This window comes from Pseudomonas sp. H26/SER47-MNA-CIBAN-0231 (assembly GCF_040310465.1).
Lineage (GTDB): Bacteria > Pseudomonadota > Gammaproteobacteria > Pseudomonadales > Pseudomonadaceae > Aquipseudomonas > Aquipseudomonas atacamensis.
Genome location: NZ_JBEOPW010000003.1, coordinates 410,414 through 427,519, shown reverse-complemented (window position 1 = coordinate 427,519; position 17,106 = coordinate 410,414). Strand labels below are relative to the sequence as shown.

16 protein-coding genes are annotated in these 17,106 nt (G+C 61.3%); 6 read left to right on the top strand and 10 right to left on the bottom strand.

Going from position 1 to position 17,106, the window contains the following annotated elements; all coding sequences use genetic code 11:
• Genes AAEZ10_RS07270 through AAEZ10_RS07260 form a run of 3 tightly spaced genes read left to right on the top strand, consistent with a single transcriptional unit; the run spans position 1 to position 2,599 of the window.
• Positions 1-1,080 carry a COX15/CtaA family protein gene (locus tag AAEZ10_RS07270; protein WP_122705388.1) on the top strand — a complete coding sequence of 360 codons (1,080 nt, stop codon included), beginning with the start codon at positions 1-3 and terminating at the stop codon, positions 1,078-1,080.
• A complete protein-coding gene (gene cyoE / locus AAEZ10_RS07265) occupies positions 1,068-1,967 on the top strand; it encodes a heme o synthase (protein ID WP_071173963.1) in 900 nt (299 codons plus the stop codon). Before AAEZ10_RS07270 ends, cyoE begins: the two co-directional genes overlap by 13 nt.
• Positions 1,964-2,599, top strand: a complete 636-nt coding sequence (locus AAEZ10_RS07260) for an SCO family protein (protein ID WP_041476474.1) — start codon at positions 1,964-1,966, stop codon at positions 2,597-2,599. The genes cyoE and AAEZ10_RS07260 overlap by 4 nt, the downstream gene beginning before the upstream one ends.
• A 253-nt stretch (positions 2,600-2,852) precedes the next feature.
• Here AAEZ10_RS07260 and AAEZ10_RS07255 read toward each other — a convergent pair whose 3' ends face one another.
• From AAEZ10_RS07255 to AAEZ10_RS07245, 3 genes are all read right to left on the bottom strand, one after another.
• Positions 2,853-3,623 (bottom strand): MetQ/NlpA family ABC transporter substrate-binding protein, encoded by a 771-nt coding sequence (locus tag AAEZ10_RS07255; protein ID WP_122705392.1) that lies wholly within the window; start codon positions 3,621-3,623, stop codon positions 2,853-2,855.
• A 64-nt stretch (positions 3,624-3,687) separates the two neighbouring features.
• A complete protein-coding gene (locus AAEZ10_RS07250; protein WP_016772337.1) occupies positions 3,688-4,362 on the bottom strand; it encodes a methionine ABC transporter permease in 675 nt (224 codons plus the stop codon).
• Positions 4,362-5,369 (bottom strand): methionine ABC transporter ATP-binding protein, encoded by a 1,008-nt coding sequence (locus AAEZ10_RS07245; protein ID WP_122692257.1) that lies wholly within the window; start codon positions 5,367-5,369, stop codon positions 4,362-4,364. Before AAEZ10_RS07245 ends, AAEZ10_RS07250 begins: the two co-directional genes overlap by 1 nt.
• A gap of 263 nt (positions 5,370-5,632) precedes the next feature.
• Here AAEZ10_RS07245 and katE point away from each other — a divergent pair, with 263 nt between their 5' ends.
• The gene (gene katE / locus AAEZ10_RS07240) at positions 5,633-7,774 is read left to right on the top strand and encodes a catalase HPII (protein ID WP_024014993.1); all 2,142 of its coding nucleotides are present in this window, start codon (positions 5,633-5,635) and stop codon (positions 7,772-7,774) included.
• Between the two features lie 80 nt (positions 7,775-7,854).
• Here katE and AAEZ10_RS07235 read toward each other — a convergent pair whose 3' ends face one another.
• From AAEZ10_RS07235 to AAEZ10_RS07220, 4 genes are read right to left on the bottom strand one after another with little or no spacing between them, the layout of a single operon-like run.
• Positions 7,855-8,568, bottom strand: coding sequence for a PA5502 family lipoprotein (locus AAEZ10_RS07235; RefSeq protein WP_016772339.1), 714 nt, complete (start codon positions 8,566-8,568; stop codon positions 7,855-7,857).
• A 37-nt stretch (positions 8,569-8,605) separates the two neighbouring features.
• A complete protein-coding gene (znuB, locus tag AAEZ10_RS07230) occupies positions 8,606-9,394 on the bottom strand; it encodes a zinc ABC transporter permease subunit ZnuB (protein ID WP_016772340.1) in 789 nt (262 codons plus the stop codon).
• Positions 9,387-10,172 carry a zinc ABC transporter ATP-binding protein ZnuC gene (znuC, locus tag AAEZ10_RS07225; RefSeq protein WP_024014991.1) on the bottom strand — a complete coding sequence of 262 codons (786 nt, stop codon included), beginning with the start codon at positions 10,170-10,172 and terminating at the stop codon, positions 9,387-9,389. The genes znuB and znuC overlap by 8 nt, the downstream gene beginning before the upstream one ends.
• Positions 10,172-10,654: a Fur family transcriptional regulator gene (locus tag AAEZ10_RS07220; RefSeq protein WP_024014990.1), complete on the bottom strand. Its 483-nt coding sequence runs from the start codon at positions 10,652-10,654 to the stop codon at positions 10,172-10,174. Before AAEZ10_RS07220 ends, znuC begins: the two co-directional genes overlap by 1 nt.
• A gap of 66 nt (positions 10,655-10,720) precedes the next feature.
• Between AAEZ10_RS07220 and AAEZ10_RS07215 the strand changes: the two genes are divergently transcribed.
• Positions 10,721-11,641 carry a zinc ABC transporter substrate-binding protein gene (locus tag AAEZ10_RS07215; RefSeq protein WP_350568578.1) on the top strand — a complete coding sequence of 307 codons (921 nt, stop codon included), beginning with the start codon at positions 10,721-10,723 and terminating at the stop codon, positions 11,639-11,641.
• A 128-nt stretch (positions 11,642-11,769) separates the two neighbouring features.
• Here AAEZ10_RS07215 and AAEZ10_RS07210 read toward each other — a convergent pair whose 3' ends face one another.
• Complete coding sequence (locus AAEZ10_RS07210; RefSeq protein WP_110644676.1) at positions 11,770-12,723, bottom strand: homoserine kinase; 954 nt, start codon at positions 12,721-12,723, stop codon at positions 11,770-11,772.
• Between the two features lie 53 nt (positions 12,724-12,776).
• On the bottom strand, positions 12,777-13,067 hold the full coding sequence (locus AAEZ10_RS07205; RefSeq protein ID WP_039757137.1) for a DUF2782 domain-containing protein: 291 nt from the start codon (positions 13,065-13,067) through the stop codon (positions 12,777-12,779).
• A gap of 74 nt (positions 13,068-13,141) precedes the next feature.
• Here AAEZ10_RS07205 and polA point away from each other — a divergent pair, with 74 nt between their 5' ends.
• Complete coding sequence (gene polA, locus AAEZ10_RS07200) at positions 13,142-15,946, top strand: DNA polymerase I (RefSeq protein ID WP_350568575.1); 2,805 nt, start codon at positions 13,142-13,144, stop codon at positions 15,944-15,946.
• Positions 15,947-16,355: 409 nt separating this feature from the next.
• Here the strand turns inward: polA and yihA are convergent, their stop codons facing one another.
• Positions 16,356-17,000, bottom strand: coding sequence for a ribosome biogenesis GTP-binding protein YihA/YsxC (gene yihA, locus AAEZ10_RS07195; protein ID WP_110644670.1), 645 nt, complete (start codon positions 16,998-17,000; stop codon positions 16,356-16,358).
• Between the last annotated feature and the right edge of the window lie 106 nt (positions 17,001-17,106).

The following is a 17,106-nucleotide window of genomic DNA, read 5'->3' as shown; positions in this document are numbered from 1 at the left end:
ATGGCCAAACCTGGATTTCGCCTCGCGCTGTTTGCCACCCTGCTGGCGCTGATTGTGGTGCTGCTCGGCGCCTATACGCGCCTGACCCACGCCGGCCTCGGCTGCCCGGACTGGCCAGGCTGCTACGGCTTTATCAGCGTGCCGAAAAGCGAGGCGCAACTGGCCCATGCCGAACTGCATTTCCCTGACGCGCCAGTGGAGGCACACAAGGGCTGGAACGAGATGATTCACCGCTACTTCGCCGGCACCCTCGGCTTGCTGATTTCAGTTTTGGCCGGGCGCGCCTGGGTCAACCGGCGCCATCCGGGCCAGCCGGTGAAACTGCCGCTGTTTCTGCTGGCGGTGGTCATCGCCCAAGCGGCGTTCGGTATGTGGACGGTGACGCTCAAGCTTTGGCCGCAAGTGGTCACCGGGCATTTGCTCGGCGGCTTTGCCACGTTGAGTCTGCTGTTCCTGCTGACGCTGAGGTTGTCCGGCGTGCTGCCGGCGCTGACCGTACCCAAGCGCCTGCAATACTGGGCGACGGCGGGCCTGCTGCTGGTGATCGGCCAGATCGCCTTGGGCGGCTGGGTCAGTTCCAACTACGCAGCGGTGGCCTGCATCGACTTCCCCACCTGCCACGGCCAATGGCTGCCGCCGGCGGACTTCGCCAATGGTTTTCACCTGACCCAGCACATCGGCCCGAATTATCTCGGCGGGCAACTCGATAGCGATGCGCGCACGGCGATTCACCTGACTCACCGCATCGGCGCCTTGCTGCTGACGGTGGTGCTGCTCGGTCTGGCCTGGCAGTTGAAAGCGGTAGGCATGACCCGATTGGCCGGATTGCTGCTGATCGCCCTTGCGGCGCAGATCACCCTAGGCATCAGCAACGTGCTGTTTCATCTGCCGCTGCCGGTGGCCGTCGCCCATAACGCTGGCGGTGCGGCGTTGTTGCTGACGCTGGTACTGGTCAATTACCACGCCCGCACCAGCCTGTTGCGGGTGAGCCAACCGGTGCTGGCGCGCTGGCGCTTCAGTGCGCACAAACCTGTCGTCGCGCCCATCGCATTGAAAGGAGAAACGCCATGGCGAGTCTGATCGGCCAGCGTGCGGCGCAAGCGCTGTGGCGCGATTATCTGGAGCTGACCAAACCGAAAGTCGTGGTGCTGATGCTGATCACCTCGCTGGTCGGCATGTTCCTCGCTACCCGCGCGGGCGTGCCGTGGACAGTGCTGGTGTTTGGCAATCTGGGCATTGCCTTGTGCGCCGGCGGTGCGGCGGCGGTCAATCATGTGGTCGATCGGCGCATTGATGCGGTAATGGCGCGCACGCACAAACGGCCGCTGGCCGAAGGCCGGGTTTCACCTGCGGCGGCGCTGACCTTCGCCTTGGTGCTGGCATTGCTCGGCCAGGCGCTGCTGCTGACCTTCACCAATCAGCTGACCGCTTGGCTGACTCTCGCCTCGCTGCTCGGTTACGCGGTGGTCTACACCGGTTTTCTCAAGCGTGCGACGCCGCAGAACATCGTCATCGGCGGCCTCGCTGGCGCCGCGCCACCGCTGCTGGGCTGGACCGCCGCCACCGGCCATGTCAGCGCCGAACCGCTGTTGCTGGTGCTGATCATCTTCGCCTGGACTCCGCCACATTTCTGGGCGCTCGCGATTCATCGCAAAGAGGAATACGCCAAGGCCGACATTCCGATGCTGCCGGTGACCCATGGCGAGCACTACACCAAAGTGCACATTCTGCTGTACACCTTTGCGTTGCTGGCGGTGAGTCTGCTGCCGTACGTGATTCACATGAGCGGCGTGCTGTATCTGGTCTGTGCGCTGGCGTTGGGCGCAAGGTTTCTGCAATGGGCCGTGGTGCTGTACCGTGGCACTCGGCCGCACGCGGCGATCAATACCTTCAAGTACTCTATTTATTACTTGTTCCTGTTGTTCATCGCCCTGCTCGTAGACCACTACTTACTGTTGAACCTATGACCCGAACCCAGAAAACCGTCTTCATCCTCGTCGCCGTGATCGCGTTGATCCTCGGGCTTACCGTCAACAAAGTGCTGAGCGGCAAAGGCCAGGGCGACCCGACTGCGCTGATCGACGCCGGCATTATCCTGCTGCCGCAGAGCCGCAACCTGCCGGACGTGACCATGACCGATCAGGACGGCAAACCAGTTGCCATCGACGAGTTGAAAGGCAAGTGGAGTCTGTTGTTCTTCGGTTATACCTTCTGCCCGGACATCTGCCCGACCACCCTGGCGCAACTGCGGCAGATCAAGAGTGAATTGCCGAAAGAGGCTGTGGATAAATTGCAGATCGTGCTGGTCAGCGTTGACCCCAACCGCGACACGCCGAAGCAGTTGAAACAGTACCTGGGCTACTTCGATCCGCAGTTCATTGGCCTGACGCCTTCATCTATCGAGGAGCTGCAGAAGGTGGCGAACGCGGTGAGCATTCCGTTCATTCCGGCTGATACCAGCAAGCCGAATTACACCGTGGACCACAGCGGCAACCTTGCGGTGATCGGGCCGGATGGTACGCAGCGTGGGTTTATTCGGGCGCCGTTGAACAATGCCAAGCTGGTGGCGCAGTTGCCGGCGATGCTTGAGCGCAAATGACAGTTCAAAAGCTAAAAAGCCCCTCACCCTAACCCTCTCCCAGAGGGAGAGGGGACTGACCGAGGTGTTTATTCGAATTGCGCCGACCTGCAATTGTGAGTCGAACTCAGGCTCGAAAAGCTTGAAGGTCGGCCCCCTCTCCCTCGGGAGAGGGCTGGGGTGAGGGGCAGCTTCAAAGCAGGTCCAAAGCCAGACACCAGACACAAAAAAGGGGACGCGATTGGCGTCCCCTTTTTCATTGCAGCCATCCAAATCAGAACGCCGGCAATACCGCGCCTTTGTACTTCTCGGTAATGAACTGCTTCACTTCCGGGCTGTGCAGCGCAGCAGCCAGTTTCTTCATCGCGTCGCTTTCCTTGTTGTCCGCGCGGGACACGAGGATGTTCACGTATGGCGAGTCGTTGCCTTCGATCACCAGCGCATCCTTGGACGGATCGAGCTTGGCTTCCAGCGCGTAGTTGGTGTTGATCAGCGCCAGATCAACCTGGGTCAGCACGCGCGGGATGGTCGCGGCTTCCAGTTCACGGATCTTCAGGTCTTTCGGATTCTCGGCGATGTCTTTGACGGTCGACAGGATGTTTTTCGAATCCTTGAGCTTGATCACGCCAGCCTTGTCCAGCAGCAACAGCGCACGGCCGCCGTTGGTGGCGTCGTTCGGGATCACCACGTTGGCACCACCGGGCAGGTCCTTCAGATCCTTGAGCTTGCTCGAATAAGCACCCAGCGGTTCCAGGTGCACGCCGGTCACGGCGACGAGGCTGGTGCCCTTGGCCTTGTTGAACTCATCGAGGTACGGCTGGTGCTGGAAGAAGTTGGCGTCCAGACGCTTTTCCGCGACCTGTACGTTCGGCTGAATGTAGTCGGTGAAGACCTTGACCTTCAGATCCACGCCTTCCTTGGCCAGGGCCGGTTTGACGAATTCGAGGATTTCCGCGTGCGGCACCGGGGTGGCGGCAACGGTCAGGGTCTCGGCGTGGGCCGAAAACGCCGCAACAGCGGCGAAAGCAGCGATCAGTTTTTTCATTCAGCTGACTCCTTGTGAGGGCGCCCGCCAGCGAATGGCCCGCGCCTCTTGATTAAAAAACCGCTTATTTGCGCGAGAAATGCACGACCAGACGGTCGCCAACCATTTGCAGCACTTGCACCAGAATCAACAGCAGCACCACGGTGACGATCATCACGTCAGTCTGGAAACGCTGGTAGCCGAAACGGATCGCCAGGTCGCCCAGACCACCGGCGCCGACCACACCGGCCATCGCCGTGTAGGACACCAGTGTAATCGCTGTCACCGTAATCGCTGCGAAGATGCCCGGACGGGCTTCCGGCAGCAGGGCGTTCATGATGATCTGCCGCGTGGTCGCGCCCATCGACTGGGTCGCTTCGATGATGCCGCGATCGACTTCACGCAACGCAGTTTCCACCAGACGCGCGAAGAACGGCGTAGCACCCACCACCAGCGGCGGGATCGCCCCGGCCACGCCCAGCGAGGTGCCGGTGATCAGCACGGTGAACGGAATCATCACGATCAGCAGAATGATGAACGGCAGCGAACGCAAGATGTTCACCACCAGCGACAGCACGGCGTAGAGGCCACGGTTTTCCAGCAATTGACGCGGGCTGCAGAGAAACAGCAGCACGCCCAGCGGCAGGCCGAGCAGCACGGTGAACAGCAGCGAACCGCCGAGCATCAGCATGGTGTCGCCAGTCGCCAGCCAGATTTCGTACCAGTCGATATTGGCGAAGAAACTCATCAGGTCAGCCATTAGCGCAACACCTCCATGTGAACGTCAGCGGCGGTGAAGCGGGCAAACGCCGCCTCCATGTCGCCACCGGTGACAGCGAGGGTCAGTTGCCCGTACGGAATGTCTTTGATGCGGTCGATGCGACCGGCGAGGATGCTGTAGTCGACGCCGGTTTCCCGGGCGACGGTGCCGAGCAACGGCGCGTAGGTCGCCTCGCCCTGGAAGGTCAGACGCACGATACGCCCCGGCACGTGGGCGAAGTCGTCACGCTGCTCGCTCTCGTCGATCTGCTCGCTTTCCTGGACGAAACGCTTGGTGGTCGGGTGCTGCGGATGCAGGAACACATCGGCCACCGGACCCTGCTCGACGATCACGCCGGCGTCCATCACCGCGACCTGATCGCAGACGCGCCGGATCACGTCCATCTCGTGGGTGATCAGGACAATGGTCAGTTTCAGCTCGCGATTGATTTCTGCCAGCAGTTGCAGAACCGATGCGGTGGTCTGCGGATCGAGGGCGCTGGTGGCCTCGTCGCACAGCAGAATTTTCGGCTTGGTCGCCAGCGCACGGGCAATGCCGACGCGTTGCTTCTGGCCGCCGGACAGTTGCGCCGGGTACTTTTTCGCGTGGTCGGACAGACCGACCCGCGCCAGCAGCTCGGCCACCCGTTGATTGATTTCACTGCTCGACAGCTCACCGGCCAATGTCAGCGGCAAGGCCACGTTATCGGCGACAGTCTTGGAGGCGAGCAGGTTGAAGTGCTGGAAGATCATCCCGACCTGCTGGCGGAAACGGCGCAGGCCGTTGGCGTCCAGTGCAGTGACTTCTTCGCAGTCGACGATGATCTTGCCGCCACTGGAATCTTCCAGGCGATTGATCAGACGCAGCAGGGTACTTTTGCCCGCACCGGAATGGCCAATCAGGCCGAACACCTGGCCGTTCTCGATAGAGAGACTGGTCGGGTGCAGCGCGGGAATATCCTTACCGGCGACGCGGTAAGTCTTGTGGACGTTTTGAAACTCGATCACGTAGCGAACCTTGTGGGGCGCGTTGGAAAAGGATCAGCGGTTAGCCGGGCGCGCATTTTAGCCTGTCCGTATAGAGGTTCTTAGCATTTATTTCGCAATTAACCTTCGATTTGGCAATAACAAGATCAAAGGTCATAAAAAAGGAACGCTCCGAGCGCCTCATCAGTCACTAGTTAAGCGACTTGAAACCCTGGGTGCCGTGCCCGGGAATCACTCAAGGGTCTGCGGAAGGCATCCGGGGCCAAACGAGGAGTTTACGTCTGATGAGCATCAAAAAGCCTGCACCCGATAAAAGCGAGATGGCCGGAACCGACACCCCGGATCGCGCCAACACCAACGCCAAGCTCGACAGCCTGGAAGAATTCCGTTCGGACGCCACCGGTCAGGCACTGCGCACCAATCAGGGCGTGAAGATCGCCGACAACCAGAACACCCTCAAAGCCGGGCCGCGCGGGCCTTCGCTGCTGGAAGACTTCATCATGCGTGAAAAAATCACGCACTTTGACCATGAGCGGATTCCGGAGCGCATTGTCCATGCGCGCGGCACCGGCGCGCACGGTTTCTTTCAGACCTACGAGAACCATGCAGCGCTGACCAAGGCCGGTTTCCTACAGGATCCGGGCAAGAAGACGCCAGTGTTCGTGCGCTTTTCCACGGTGCAGGGGCCACGTGGTTCCGGCGATACCGTGCGTGACGTGCGTGGCTTTGCGGTGAAATTCTTTACCGACGAGGGTAACTTCGACCTGGTCGGCAACAACATGCCGGTGTTCTTCATTCAGGACGCGATCAAGTTCCCGGACTTCGTCCACGCGGTGAAACCCGAGCCGCACAACGAAATCCCCACCGGCGGCTCGGCTCACGACACGTTCTGGGACTTCGTCTCGCTGGTGCCGGAATCGGCGCACATGGTCATCTGGGCGATGTCCGACCGGGCGATCCCGAAAAGCCTGCGCAGCATGCAGGGCTTTGGCGTACACACCTTCCGCCTGATCAACGCCGAGGGCAAATCACGCTTCGTCAAATTCCACTGGCGCCCTACCGCCGGCACTTGCTCGCTGGTGTGGGACGAGGCGCAGAAGCTCGCCGGTAAAGACACCGACTACCATCGTCGCGACCTGTGGGAAGCGATCGAGATGGGCGACTACCCGGAGTGGGAACTGGGCGTGCAGATCGTCGAAGAAGAGAACGAACACGACTTTGATTTCGACATTCTCGACCCGACCAAGATCATCCCCGAAGAAATCGTCCCGATTACGCCGCTGGGCAAAATGACCCTGAACCGCAACCCGGACAACTTCTTCGCCGAAACCGAGCAGGTCGCCTTCTGCCCTGGCCACATCGTGCCAGGCATCGACTTCTCCAATGACCCGCTGCTGCAAGGTCGACTGTTCTCCTACACCGACACGCAGATCAGCCGACTCGGCGGGCCGAACTTCCATGAGCTGCCGATCAACCGTCCGGTGGCGCCGTTCCACAACGGCCAGCGTGACGCGCAGCACCGCACCACCATCGATAAGGGTCGTGCCTCGTACGAGCCAAACTCGATCGACGGCGGCTGGCCGAAAGAAACCCCGCCGGCGGCACAGGACGGTGGTTTCGAGAGCTACCCGGAGCGCATTGACGCCGCGAAGATCCGTCAGCGCAGCGAGTCGTTCAGCGATCACTTCTCCCAGGCCCGCTTGTTCTTCAACAGCATGAGCGACCACGAGAAAGAGCACATCATCGCTGCCTACAGCTTCGAGCTGGGCAAGGTCGAGCGTGAGTTCATCCGTGCCCGTGAAGTGAACGAGATCCTTGCCAATATCGACCTGACCCTGGCCAAACGCGTGGCGGAAAACCTCGGCTTGCCGGCGCCAGCCAAAGGCACGGTCGAAGTGCGCAAGACCTCGCTGGAGCAGTCGCCAGCGCTGAGTCAGGCCAACCTGCTACCAGGCAATATCAAAACGCGCAAAGTGGCGATCCTTGCTGCCAATGGTGTTGACGCTGCGGCCATCGATGCGATGAAGAAAGCGCTGGAAGCCGAAGGCGCCCACGCGAAACTGCTCGGCCCAACCTCGGCGCCAGTCAAGACTGCTGACGGCAAGGCATTGCCGGTGGATGCGTCGATGGAAGGCATGCCTTCAATTGCGTTCGATGCGGTGTTCGTACCGGGTGGCGCGGCGTCGATTACCGCGTTGAGCGGTGACGGCGTAGCGCTGCACTACCTGCTAGAAGCCTACAAGCACCTGAAGGCGATCGCGCTGCACGGCGAGGCCAAGCAGTTGCAGGACTTGCTGAAGCTCGATGCGGATGCGGGGCTGTTGCAGGGCGCGGATGTGGGTGCGTTGACCAAACCGTTCTTCGCCGCGATTGGCGAGCATCGGGTTTGGGCGCGAGAGCCTAAGGCCAAGGCGATTCCAGCGTAAAAGCAAAAGATCGCAGCCTTCGGCAGCTCCTACAGGATGTACTCGATCCCATCTAGGAGCTGCCGGAGGCTGCGATCTTTTTATGGTTTACGCGGGCTTAAAACCATCTGCGCCGGTACCGTGCGCAAGATCTGCTTCTCGATCTGCAAATCAAAATCAGGATCGAGCTTCTTTACTCGCTTGCTCAGCAACGTCGCCAGCCACGGATAATCCGCGGTGCGCGGCGCCTGGATGCTGACGGCGCATTCGTAATTCACCACATCAGCGGCGATAGCATCGAGTTGTCGTTGCAGCTTGTGAATATCGCCGATGTTCAACGCAACAGTGGTGCTCTCGGCGGTCGGGTCGATGACCTTGGCTTTCGGCCTGGCTTCGGCAGCCAGCAGCGCGGCCTCAGCCTTTTCCAGCTCGGCCTTGCGCGCTTCGGTGATCGCGCCGTTGACGCCGCCGGTCAGCGCTGGCGCCTTGGGCATCAGAGCACGGGCGCGGCTGAGCGCGGTGGCGGCAGCGTTGACATCGCCTTTCTGCAGAACGATCTGGCTGCGGCGCAGGTACGCTTCGGCCAGCTGCCGCTGGTACTGCTCAAGGGACTGATCGTTGGGGGTCGCGGCCTGCAACGCGGCCAACTGGTCTTCGGCGGTGGCCAGTTCGCTGCTGGCGAGGCTTTGCTCCAGCTGTGCGATGGCCGTAGCCCGCGCATCCGGGACTTCAGCCACCGGCGGCGTGCTTTGGCAGGCGCCCAGCAGCACTGAAAATGCGACAAGGAGCAGATAACGGGAGGCGAACGGCTTCATTCCTGCGACTCTCTAATTGCGCAAAAAGCGGCCAAGTCTACACCCCACGACGGGGCAGAACAAAACTCAACAGAAACAGCGCGGCTGCCGTCACCACGATCGACGGCCCCGCCGGGGTGTCCTTGAACCAAGACAACGCCAGCCCGCCGCACACCGCGAGCATGCCCAGCAGGCTCGCGCCCAGCGCCATCTGCTCCGGCGAACGGGCGTGACGCTGTGCCGCAGCCGCCGGGATGATCAGCAGCGAAGTGATCAGCAGCACCCCGACGATTTTCATCGCCACGGCGATCACCACCGCGATCAACAGCATCAGCGCCAAGCGCAAACCCGCAACCGGCAAGCCTTCGACCCGCGCCAGTTCTTCGTGCACGGTGACCGCCAGCAACGGCCGCCACAGCGTCACCAGCAACACCAGCACCGCCGCAGTGCCGCCGAGAATCCACGCCAGGTCGCTCGGACTGATCGCCAGCAAGTCGCCAAACAGATAGGCCATCAGGTCGATCCGCACTTCATGCATGAAGCTTAGTACCACCAGGCCGAGAGAGAGCGTGCTCGGTGCAAGAATTCCCAACAGCGTGTCGGACGCCAGCGGCTGACGCTGTTGCAGCGTCACCAAGAGCACCGCCAGCAGCAGGCAACCGACCGTCACCGCCACCGTCGGGCTGACGTCCAGCAAAAAGCCCAGCGCCACGCCGAGCAGTGCGGCGTGGGACAGCGTATCGCCGAAATAGGCCATGCGCCGCCACACCACAAACGAGCCGAGCGGCCCAGCCACCAGCGCCAGGGCCAGACCTGCAAGCAGGGCATACAAAAGAAAATCAGCCATGCTTGCAGCCGTCTCCATGAACATGAGGTTGCCCGCCGAGCGGGCCCTTGACCACCGAACCGTGCAGGTCGTGGGCGTGGTCGTGATGGTGGTGATAGATCGCCAGACTCGGCGCGTTCTTGCCGAACAGCTCGACGAATGCCGGATCGCCGCTGACCTGCTCGGGGTGCCCGGAGCAGCAGACGTGGCGGTTGAGGCAGACCACCTGATCGGTGGTGCTCATCACCAGATGCAAATCGTGGGACACCATCAGCACGCCGCAACCGTGGCGGTCGCGCAGCCGGGTGATCAGGCTGTACAGCTCGGCCTGCCCGGCCACGTCGACGCCCTGCACCGGCTCATCGAGCACCAACAGTTCCGGCTCGCGCAGCAGTGCCCGAGCCAGCAGCACGCGCTGCATTTCGCCGCCGGAAACGCTCTGCACCGGGCTGTCGATCACGTGTTCGGCGCCGACCTCCTTCAATGCGGCCAGGGCACGCGAACGATCGACGCCAGGCACCAGGCGCAGGAAGCGCAGCACTGACAGCGGCAGGGTCGGGTCGACATGCAGTTTCTGCGGCATGTAGCCGACGCGCAGCTTCGGTTTGCGCCAGACGCTGCCACTGTTCGGCTTCAACAGCCCGAGCACGGCGCGCACCAGCGTGGTCTTGCCGGCGCCGTTGGGGCCGATCAGGGTGACGATCTGCCCCGGCTCGACGCTCAGCTCGATGTTGTCCAGCACGGTCTGCCCGGCAAACGTGACGGCGACCTGTTCCAGACGGATCAGCGCATTGCTCATCAGGCCCCCTGGCAACCGGCGCACAGGCCAACCACTTCGACCGTCTGCGCTTCGACGATGAAACCCACGTCTTTGGCGCTGCTGATGATCGCGTCGCTGATCACTTTTTGCTCAAGTTCGATAGCGGCGTGGCACTCGCGGCAGATCAGGAACTGGCCCTGATGCGCGTGTTCAGGATGCACGCAGCCAACGAAGGCGTTGAGCGACGAGATGCGATGGACCAGGCCGTTTTCCAGCAGGAAATCCAGCGCGCGGTACACGGTAGGCGGCGCGGCGCGGCGGCCGTCCTGCTCGCTGAGCACCGCAAGGATGTCGTAGGCACCCAGTGGCTTGTGACTCTGCCAGACCAGTTCCAGCACGCGGCGGCGCAGGGCAGTCAGACGCAAACCTTTCTGCGCGCACAAGGTATCGGCCTCGGACAGAGCGCTGTGCACGCAATGGGAGTGGTCGTGGGGACGGCTGGCAATCGGTGTAATAGGCATGAGCGGCGACGAGATTTGCTGGAGACGTTATTATGTTACCCGTTCTCGCTTCCTTGAGTGGTCATCGTGTCCCGACTTTTTTCTGTTTTTGTGGCTTTTGTTGCCAGTTTTCTGCTGATCGGTACGGCTCAGGCCGAGGTCAAAGTGCTCACCAGCATCAAACCGTTGCAGTTGATTGCCGCTGCCGTGCAGGATGGCGTGGCGATTCCCGAGGTGCTGCTGCCGCCGGGTGCCTCGCCGCACAATTACGCCTTGCGCCCGTCCGACGTACGGAAGGTGCAGTCGGTCGATCTGCTCTACTGGATCGGCCCGGACATGGAAGGTTTCCTGCCGCGCGTACTCGGCGGTCGCAGCCTGCCGAGCGTCGCGGTGCAGGATCTGCCAGGCCTGAAGCTGAGGCATTTCGGCGCGGACAACCATTCCCATGCCGAAGAAGCCGACGAGCATGATCACGATCATCGCCCCGGCTCGCTGGATGCACATTTGTGGCTGTCACCGGTCAATGCGCGGGTGATCGCCGACAAAATGGCTGCCGACCTCAGCGCCGCCGACCCGGCCAATGCCCAGCATTATCAGAGCAATGCCAAAGCCTTCGATGAACGTCTGGATGCGCTCGATCAGCGTTTGAAGAAGCGCCTGGCCAATGTCGAAGGCAAGCCGTACTTCGTCTTTCATGAGGCGTTTGATTATTTCGAAGACGCTTACGGCCTGAAGCACGCGGGCGTGTTCGCGGTGGCCGCCGAAGTACAGCCCGGCGCCCAGCACGTCGCGGCGATGCGCAAGCGTTTGCAGGAAGTAGGCAAAACCTGTGTGTTCAGCGAACCGCCATTGCGTCCGCGCCTGGCGGAAACACTGGTGGCTGGCCTGCCGGTGAAGCTGGCGGAACTGGATGCGTTGGGCGGGTACACCCCGGCGACGGCTCAGGGCTATGAGCAGGTGCTGGAAAAACTCGGCAATGATCTGGCCGGGTGCCTGGAGTCGCTGTAACAACACAAACCCTGTGGGAGCGAGCCTGCTCGCGAAAGCGGTGGGTCAGTCAGCAAAAATGCTGAACGGGCCGCCGCCTTCGCGAGCAGGCTCGCTCCCACAGGTTCGTGTTTGCTTGGCGAATCTACTCAGAGGGCGAAGGGCAATGGTGTATTGACCTTCTGCCGCTGCGCCAGGCGCTGCTCGAATTCCTGCGGATCGTGAATCAACACATCCTGCCCGGCGAACTGTTCGGCGGCGATCAAGCGTGACAGCCAGAACCGCACACAAGCCACACGCAACATCGTTGGCCAGAGCTCAGCCTCCGCCGCCGTGAACGGGCGCAGCGCCGCGTAGGCACCGAGGAATGCCCGGGCGCGCGGGCCATCGATCACGCCCTCCTCGTCCGAACACCAGTCATTCAAGGCAATTGCCACGTCATACAGCATCGGCCCCGAGCAGGCGTTGTAGAAGTCGATCAGGCCGGTCAGGTGGGTGCCTTCGAACATGGCGTTGTCGCGGAACAGGTCGGCGTGAATGTTCGCCCGAGGCAGCGCGAGGATCTTGTCTTTGCGCTCGGTGATCTCATCCAGCGCCTTTTGCAGCAAGGCACGCGGCTCATCGCTCAGGTGCGAGAGAAATTCAGTGCCCTCCTCCAGCATCCAGTCCAGCCCACGATCGGTCTTGCGCTTGATCATGCGCTCGCCCTGGGTCGCCAGGTGCAGATGCGCCTGCAACTCGCCGACCTGGGCACAATGCTGGGCGTTGGCGACTTTGATGTGCTTGCCGGACAGGCGCGGTTGCAGCAGCGCCGGTTTGCCTTTGAGCTCACGCAGGGCCAAGCCGTCGGTGGTGCGCAGGGCGTAAGGCACCGGCAGTTCGGCTTCGTGCAGCACGTCGAGCAGGTCGATGAAGAACGGCATCTCTTGCACCGGGCCGCGCTCGACCAGGGTCAGGACAAACTCGCCCTGCTCCAGGCTGATGAAGAAATTGGTGTTTTCGCTGCCGGCGGCGATCCCCTGGAAATCAAGCAGGCGGCCGAGCCCGTAAGGGGCGAGAAAGGTTTCCAGCTCGGGCCGAGCCAAGGGAGTGAACACAGACATGTCTTAACTGCCAGTACGGGCGCCGCAGCGGCGGCGCCGAGTGAATTAAAAACCTACTTCCATTCGAAGATCTTCCATGACGGGATCAGCATATCCGGCTGGTCCGAGCGGATGAAATTGGCATCCGTCCCGTCGGCGCGCACCAGAAAGTACGGCGGCGCGCCCTTTGGCGTGACCTTGATCGCATACAGGAAACCGTTCTGGCGGTACTCCTGAATGGTCTTGTCGCCCTCCGTGCGGATGGTGACCTCGGGGTCGCCGCCCGGCGCATCATCCGCCGCCATCGCGGCCAGTGGTGAGACAGCGATCAACCCGACCAGCAGCAAGCGATTTAACGTACGCATGATAACCTTGTCCCTTTGTCGTCAACGGTCCCGCTATTCTAGCGCCGGACCCGCCGAAAAGGTTGATCCTGCTCATGAGCCAAGCCCCCCTCGTCCTGGTGGACGGTTCGTCTTACCTGTACCGCGCCTTTCATGCACTGCCACCACTGACCACGTCCAAAGGCCTGCCGACCGGTGCGGTCAAAGGCGTGCTGAACATGCTCAAGAGTCTGCGCAAGCAGTACCCGGACAGCCCCTTCGCCGTGGTGTTCGACGCCAAGGGCGGGACATTTCGCGATGAGATGTACGCCGAATACAAGGCCAACCGGCCGAGCATGCCCGATGACATGCGCGTGCAGATCGAGCCGCTGCACCAGAGCGTGATCGCCCTCGGCTTCCCGCTGCTGTGCGTCGACGGCGTCGAGGCTGACGATGTGATCGGCACCCTCGCCCGCAGCAGCGCGGCGGCCGATCGCCCGGTGATCATTTCCACCGGTGACAAGGACATGGCGCAACTGGTCGATGGCCACATTACCTTGGTCAACACCATGTCCGGTAGCTCGATGGATGTGGAGGGCGTTAAGGAGAAATTTGGCGTCGCACCGGAGCAGATCATCGATTATCTGGCGCTGATGGGCGATTCGTCCGACAACATTCCGGGCGTGCCGGGCATCGGCCCGAAGACGGCGTCCGGCCTGCTGGTTGGCGTCAACGGCGGTCTGACCGAGCTGTACGCCAACCTCGACATCGTGCCGACCCTGCCGATCCGTGGCGCAAAAACCTTGCCGGCCAAGCTCGAAGAGCACCGGGAGATGGCTTTCCTGTCCTATCAACTGGCGACCATCAAGGTCGACGTGCCACTGGATATCGGCCTCGATGATCTGCAGATGGGCCAGGAGGATCCGGCCAAACTCTACGAGCTGTACACCCTGCTGGAATTCAAGAGCTGGCTCAATGATCTGGATCGCGATGCCAAGCGTCTGGAACTGAGCGCGGCGGCCGAACCTGCGCCGGCGGGCGATCTGTTCAGCGCCCCGCAAGCCGAGGCACCTGCTGCCCCTGCCGAAGCCGCCTACGAAACCATCCTCGATCAGGCCCGCTTCGACGTCTGGCTGGAAAAACTGCGCAACGCCAGGCTGATCGCCTTCGACACCGAGACCACCGGCATCGACGCGCAGCAGGCGCAACTGGTTGGCCTGTCGTTCGCCGTACAGGCCAACGAAGCCGCGTACATCCCGCTGACCCATTCCTACATCGGCGTGCCGGAGCAGTTGGATCGCGACACCGTGCTGCGCGCACTCAAGCCGATTCTGGAAGACCCGAACAAGCTCAAGGTCGGCCAGCACGCCAAGTTCGACATGAACATTCTGGCCAACTGCGCCATTGGCGGCGATCAGAGTGAAGGCATCAGCGTGCGCGGCATCGCCTTCGACACCATGCTCGAGTCCTACGTGCTCAACTCCACCGCGACCCGCCACGACATGGACAGCCTCGCGCAAAAGTACCTCGACCACACCACGGTGAGCTTCCAGGACATCGCCGGCAAAGGTGCCAAGCAGCTGACCTTCGACCAGATCGCCCTGGAACAGGCCGGGCCGTACGCCGCTGAAGACGCCGACATCACCCTGCGCCTGCATCAGACCCTGTTCGACAAGCTCAGCGCGATTCCGAGTCTGGCCAGCGTGCTGACCGGCATCGAAATCCCGCTGGTACCGGTACTGGCGCGCATCGAACGCCAGGGCGCGTTCGTCGATGCCGAACTGCTCGGCATTCAGAGCATTGAGCTGGGCAACAAAATGGTCGCGCTGGAGCGTGAAGCCTTCGACATTGCCGGGGAGGAATTCAACCTCGGCTCGCCGAAGCAGCTGGGCGTGATTCTTTATGAAAAGCTCGGCCTGCCGGTGCTGAAGAAAACCGCCAAAGGCCAGCCGTCCACCGCTGAAGAAGTGCTGGCGAAACTCGCCGAAGACGATCACCGCTTGCCGAAGGTGCTGATGGAGCACCGTTCGATGAGCAAGCTGAAAAGCACGTACACCGATCGCCTGCCAGAGCAGATCAACCCGCGCACCGGACGTATTCACACCTCGTATCATCAGGCTGTGGCGTCCACCGGGCGTTTGTCCTCCAGTGATCCGAACCTGCAGAACATCCCGGTACGCACAGCCGAAGGCCGGCGCATTCGTCAGGCGTTCGTCGCACCCAAAGGCTACAAACTGCTGGCGGCGGACTATTCGCAGATCGAACTGCGGATCATGGCGCACCTGTCCCGCGACGAAGGCCTGATGAACGCCTTTCGCAACAATCTCGACGTGCACACTGCAACCGCTGCCGAAGTATTCAAGGTCGAGCTTGATCAAGTGACCTCGGACCAGCGCCGCAGCGCCAAGGCGATCAACTTCGGTCTGATCTACGGCATGGGCGCGCAGAAGCTCGGCAAGGACATCGGCGTCGACACCAAGACCGCCAAGGCTTACATCGACACCTACTTCGCCCGTTATCCAGGCGTTCGCGAATACATGGAGCGCACCCGCGCGCAGGCGGCGGATCAGGGTTACGTCGAAACTTTCTTCGGCCGTCGCCTCTACCTACCGGAGATCAACTCGAACAAGCCGCAGGAACGCGCCGCCGCTGAACGCACGGCGATCAACGCGCCGATGCAGGGCACGGCAGCGGACATCATCAAGAAAGCCATGGTGGCTGTGGATAACTGGCTGACAGCGTCGGGTCTGGACGCGCGGGTCATCCTGCAAGTGCACGACGAACTGGTGCTGGAGGTTCGCGAGGATCTGGTCGAGCAGGTCAGCGCCGAAATTCGTACGCACATGAGCGAAGCGGCGAAACTGGATGTACCGCTGCTGGTGGAAGTTGGCGTGGGCAACAACTGGGATGAGGCGCACTGAGTATTGGCAGAGTTGCCGCGACCTACCGTCGCGGCAACTCCCGGGAATCCGGCTTAGATCGAAAAACGCTTCAGGCTATTCCAAAGCTTTTTGAAAAAAATCTGAACTAATCTGTCGATCGAACACTCAGAGGTACTGAATGGCTGGTGAAGCCCTTCGATGCTCCTATGTTGTGTTAAGTGTTGGCAGATATCTGAACCCCGCCCTAGCGGTTCGGAACTTGAACCCCGGAATTTCTCCCTCCCCAATGAAATCCGGGGCTTTTTTTGCCAAAAAATCGGCTGTAGCGCGGCCATGCTGCGTTAAAAGCATCGCTAAAAATGCTCATTTAGGTCCCCTAAACTCCGCTTTTTAGCGCTACTTTTGCCTTGCCTGGCCACACTACAACCAATTTTTCCCCATTCTGAATTTACTCGGCTGCCGCCTCGGCGCCTTTGTCTGCCAGTTCCATCCAGTTGGCCAGTACAGTGTAGGCCTCTTCCAGGCCCATGCGTTTTGGTGCGGAGAACAACTGGATGGTGATCGAGTCGCCCCAGCCTTTGCGGATTTCCGACTGTACTTTCAGCAGGGTGTTCTTGGCTGCGCCGTAGGTGAGCTTGTCGGCTTTGGTCAGCAGGATGTGCATCGGCATGCCGGCGGCGACGGCCCAGTCGAGCATCAGCAGGTCGAAGTCGGTCATCGGATGGCGGATGTCCATCATCAGGATCAGACCTTTCAAACTCTCCCGACCACCGAGGTAAGCCTCGAGGTGGCGCTGCCAGTGTTGCTTGAGCGGGATCGGCACTTTTGCATAACCGTACCCCGGCAGGTCGACCAGACGGCGATCTTCGTCTAGCTTGAAGAAGTTCAACAGCTGTGTGCGACCCGGAGTTTTCGAGGTGCGCGCCAGGCTGGCGTGGGTCAGGGTGTTCAGCGCGCTGGATTTGCCAGCGTTGGAACGACCGGCAAACGCCACTTCGAAGCCTTCGTCGTCTGGGCATTGATCGACTTTGGCGGCACTGAGCATGAACGTGGACTGTTGGCACAGGCCGAGGATGGGATTCTTGAGTTGCATGGGATTTCCGATGTGGGCGGCGCCGGGATTGGGCGCGGAACGCGGTGTCGCTTCCGTTTCAGTGACGCCAGTATATAATGCCGCAGATTTTGTGTGTGCTTTGTCC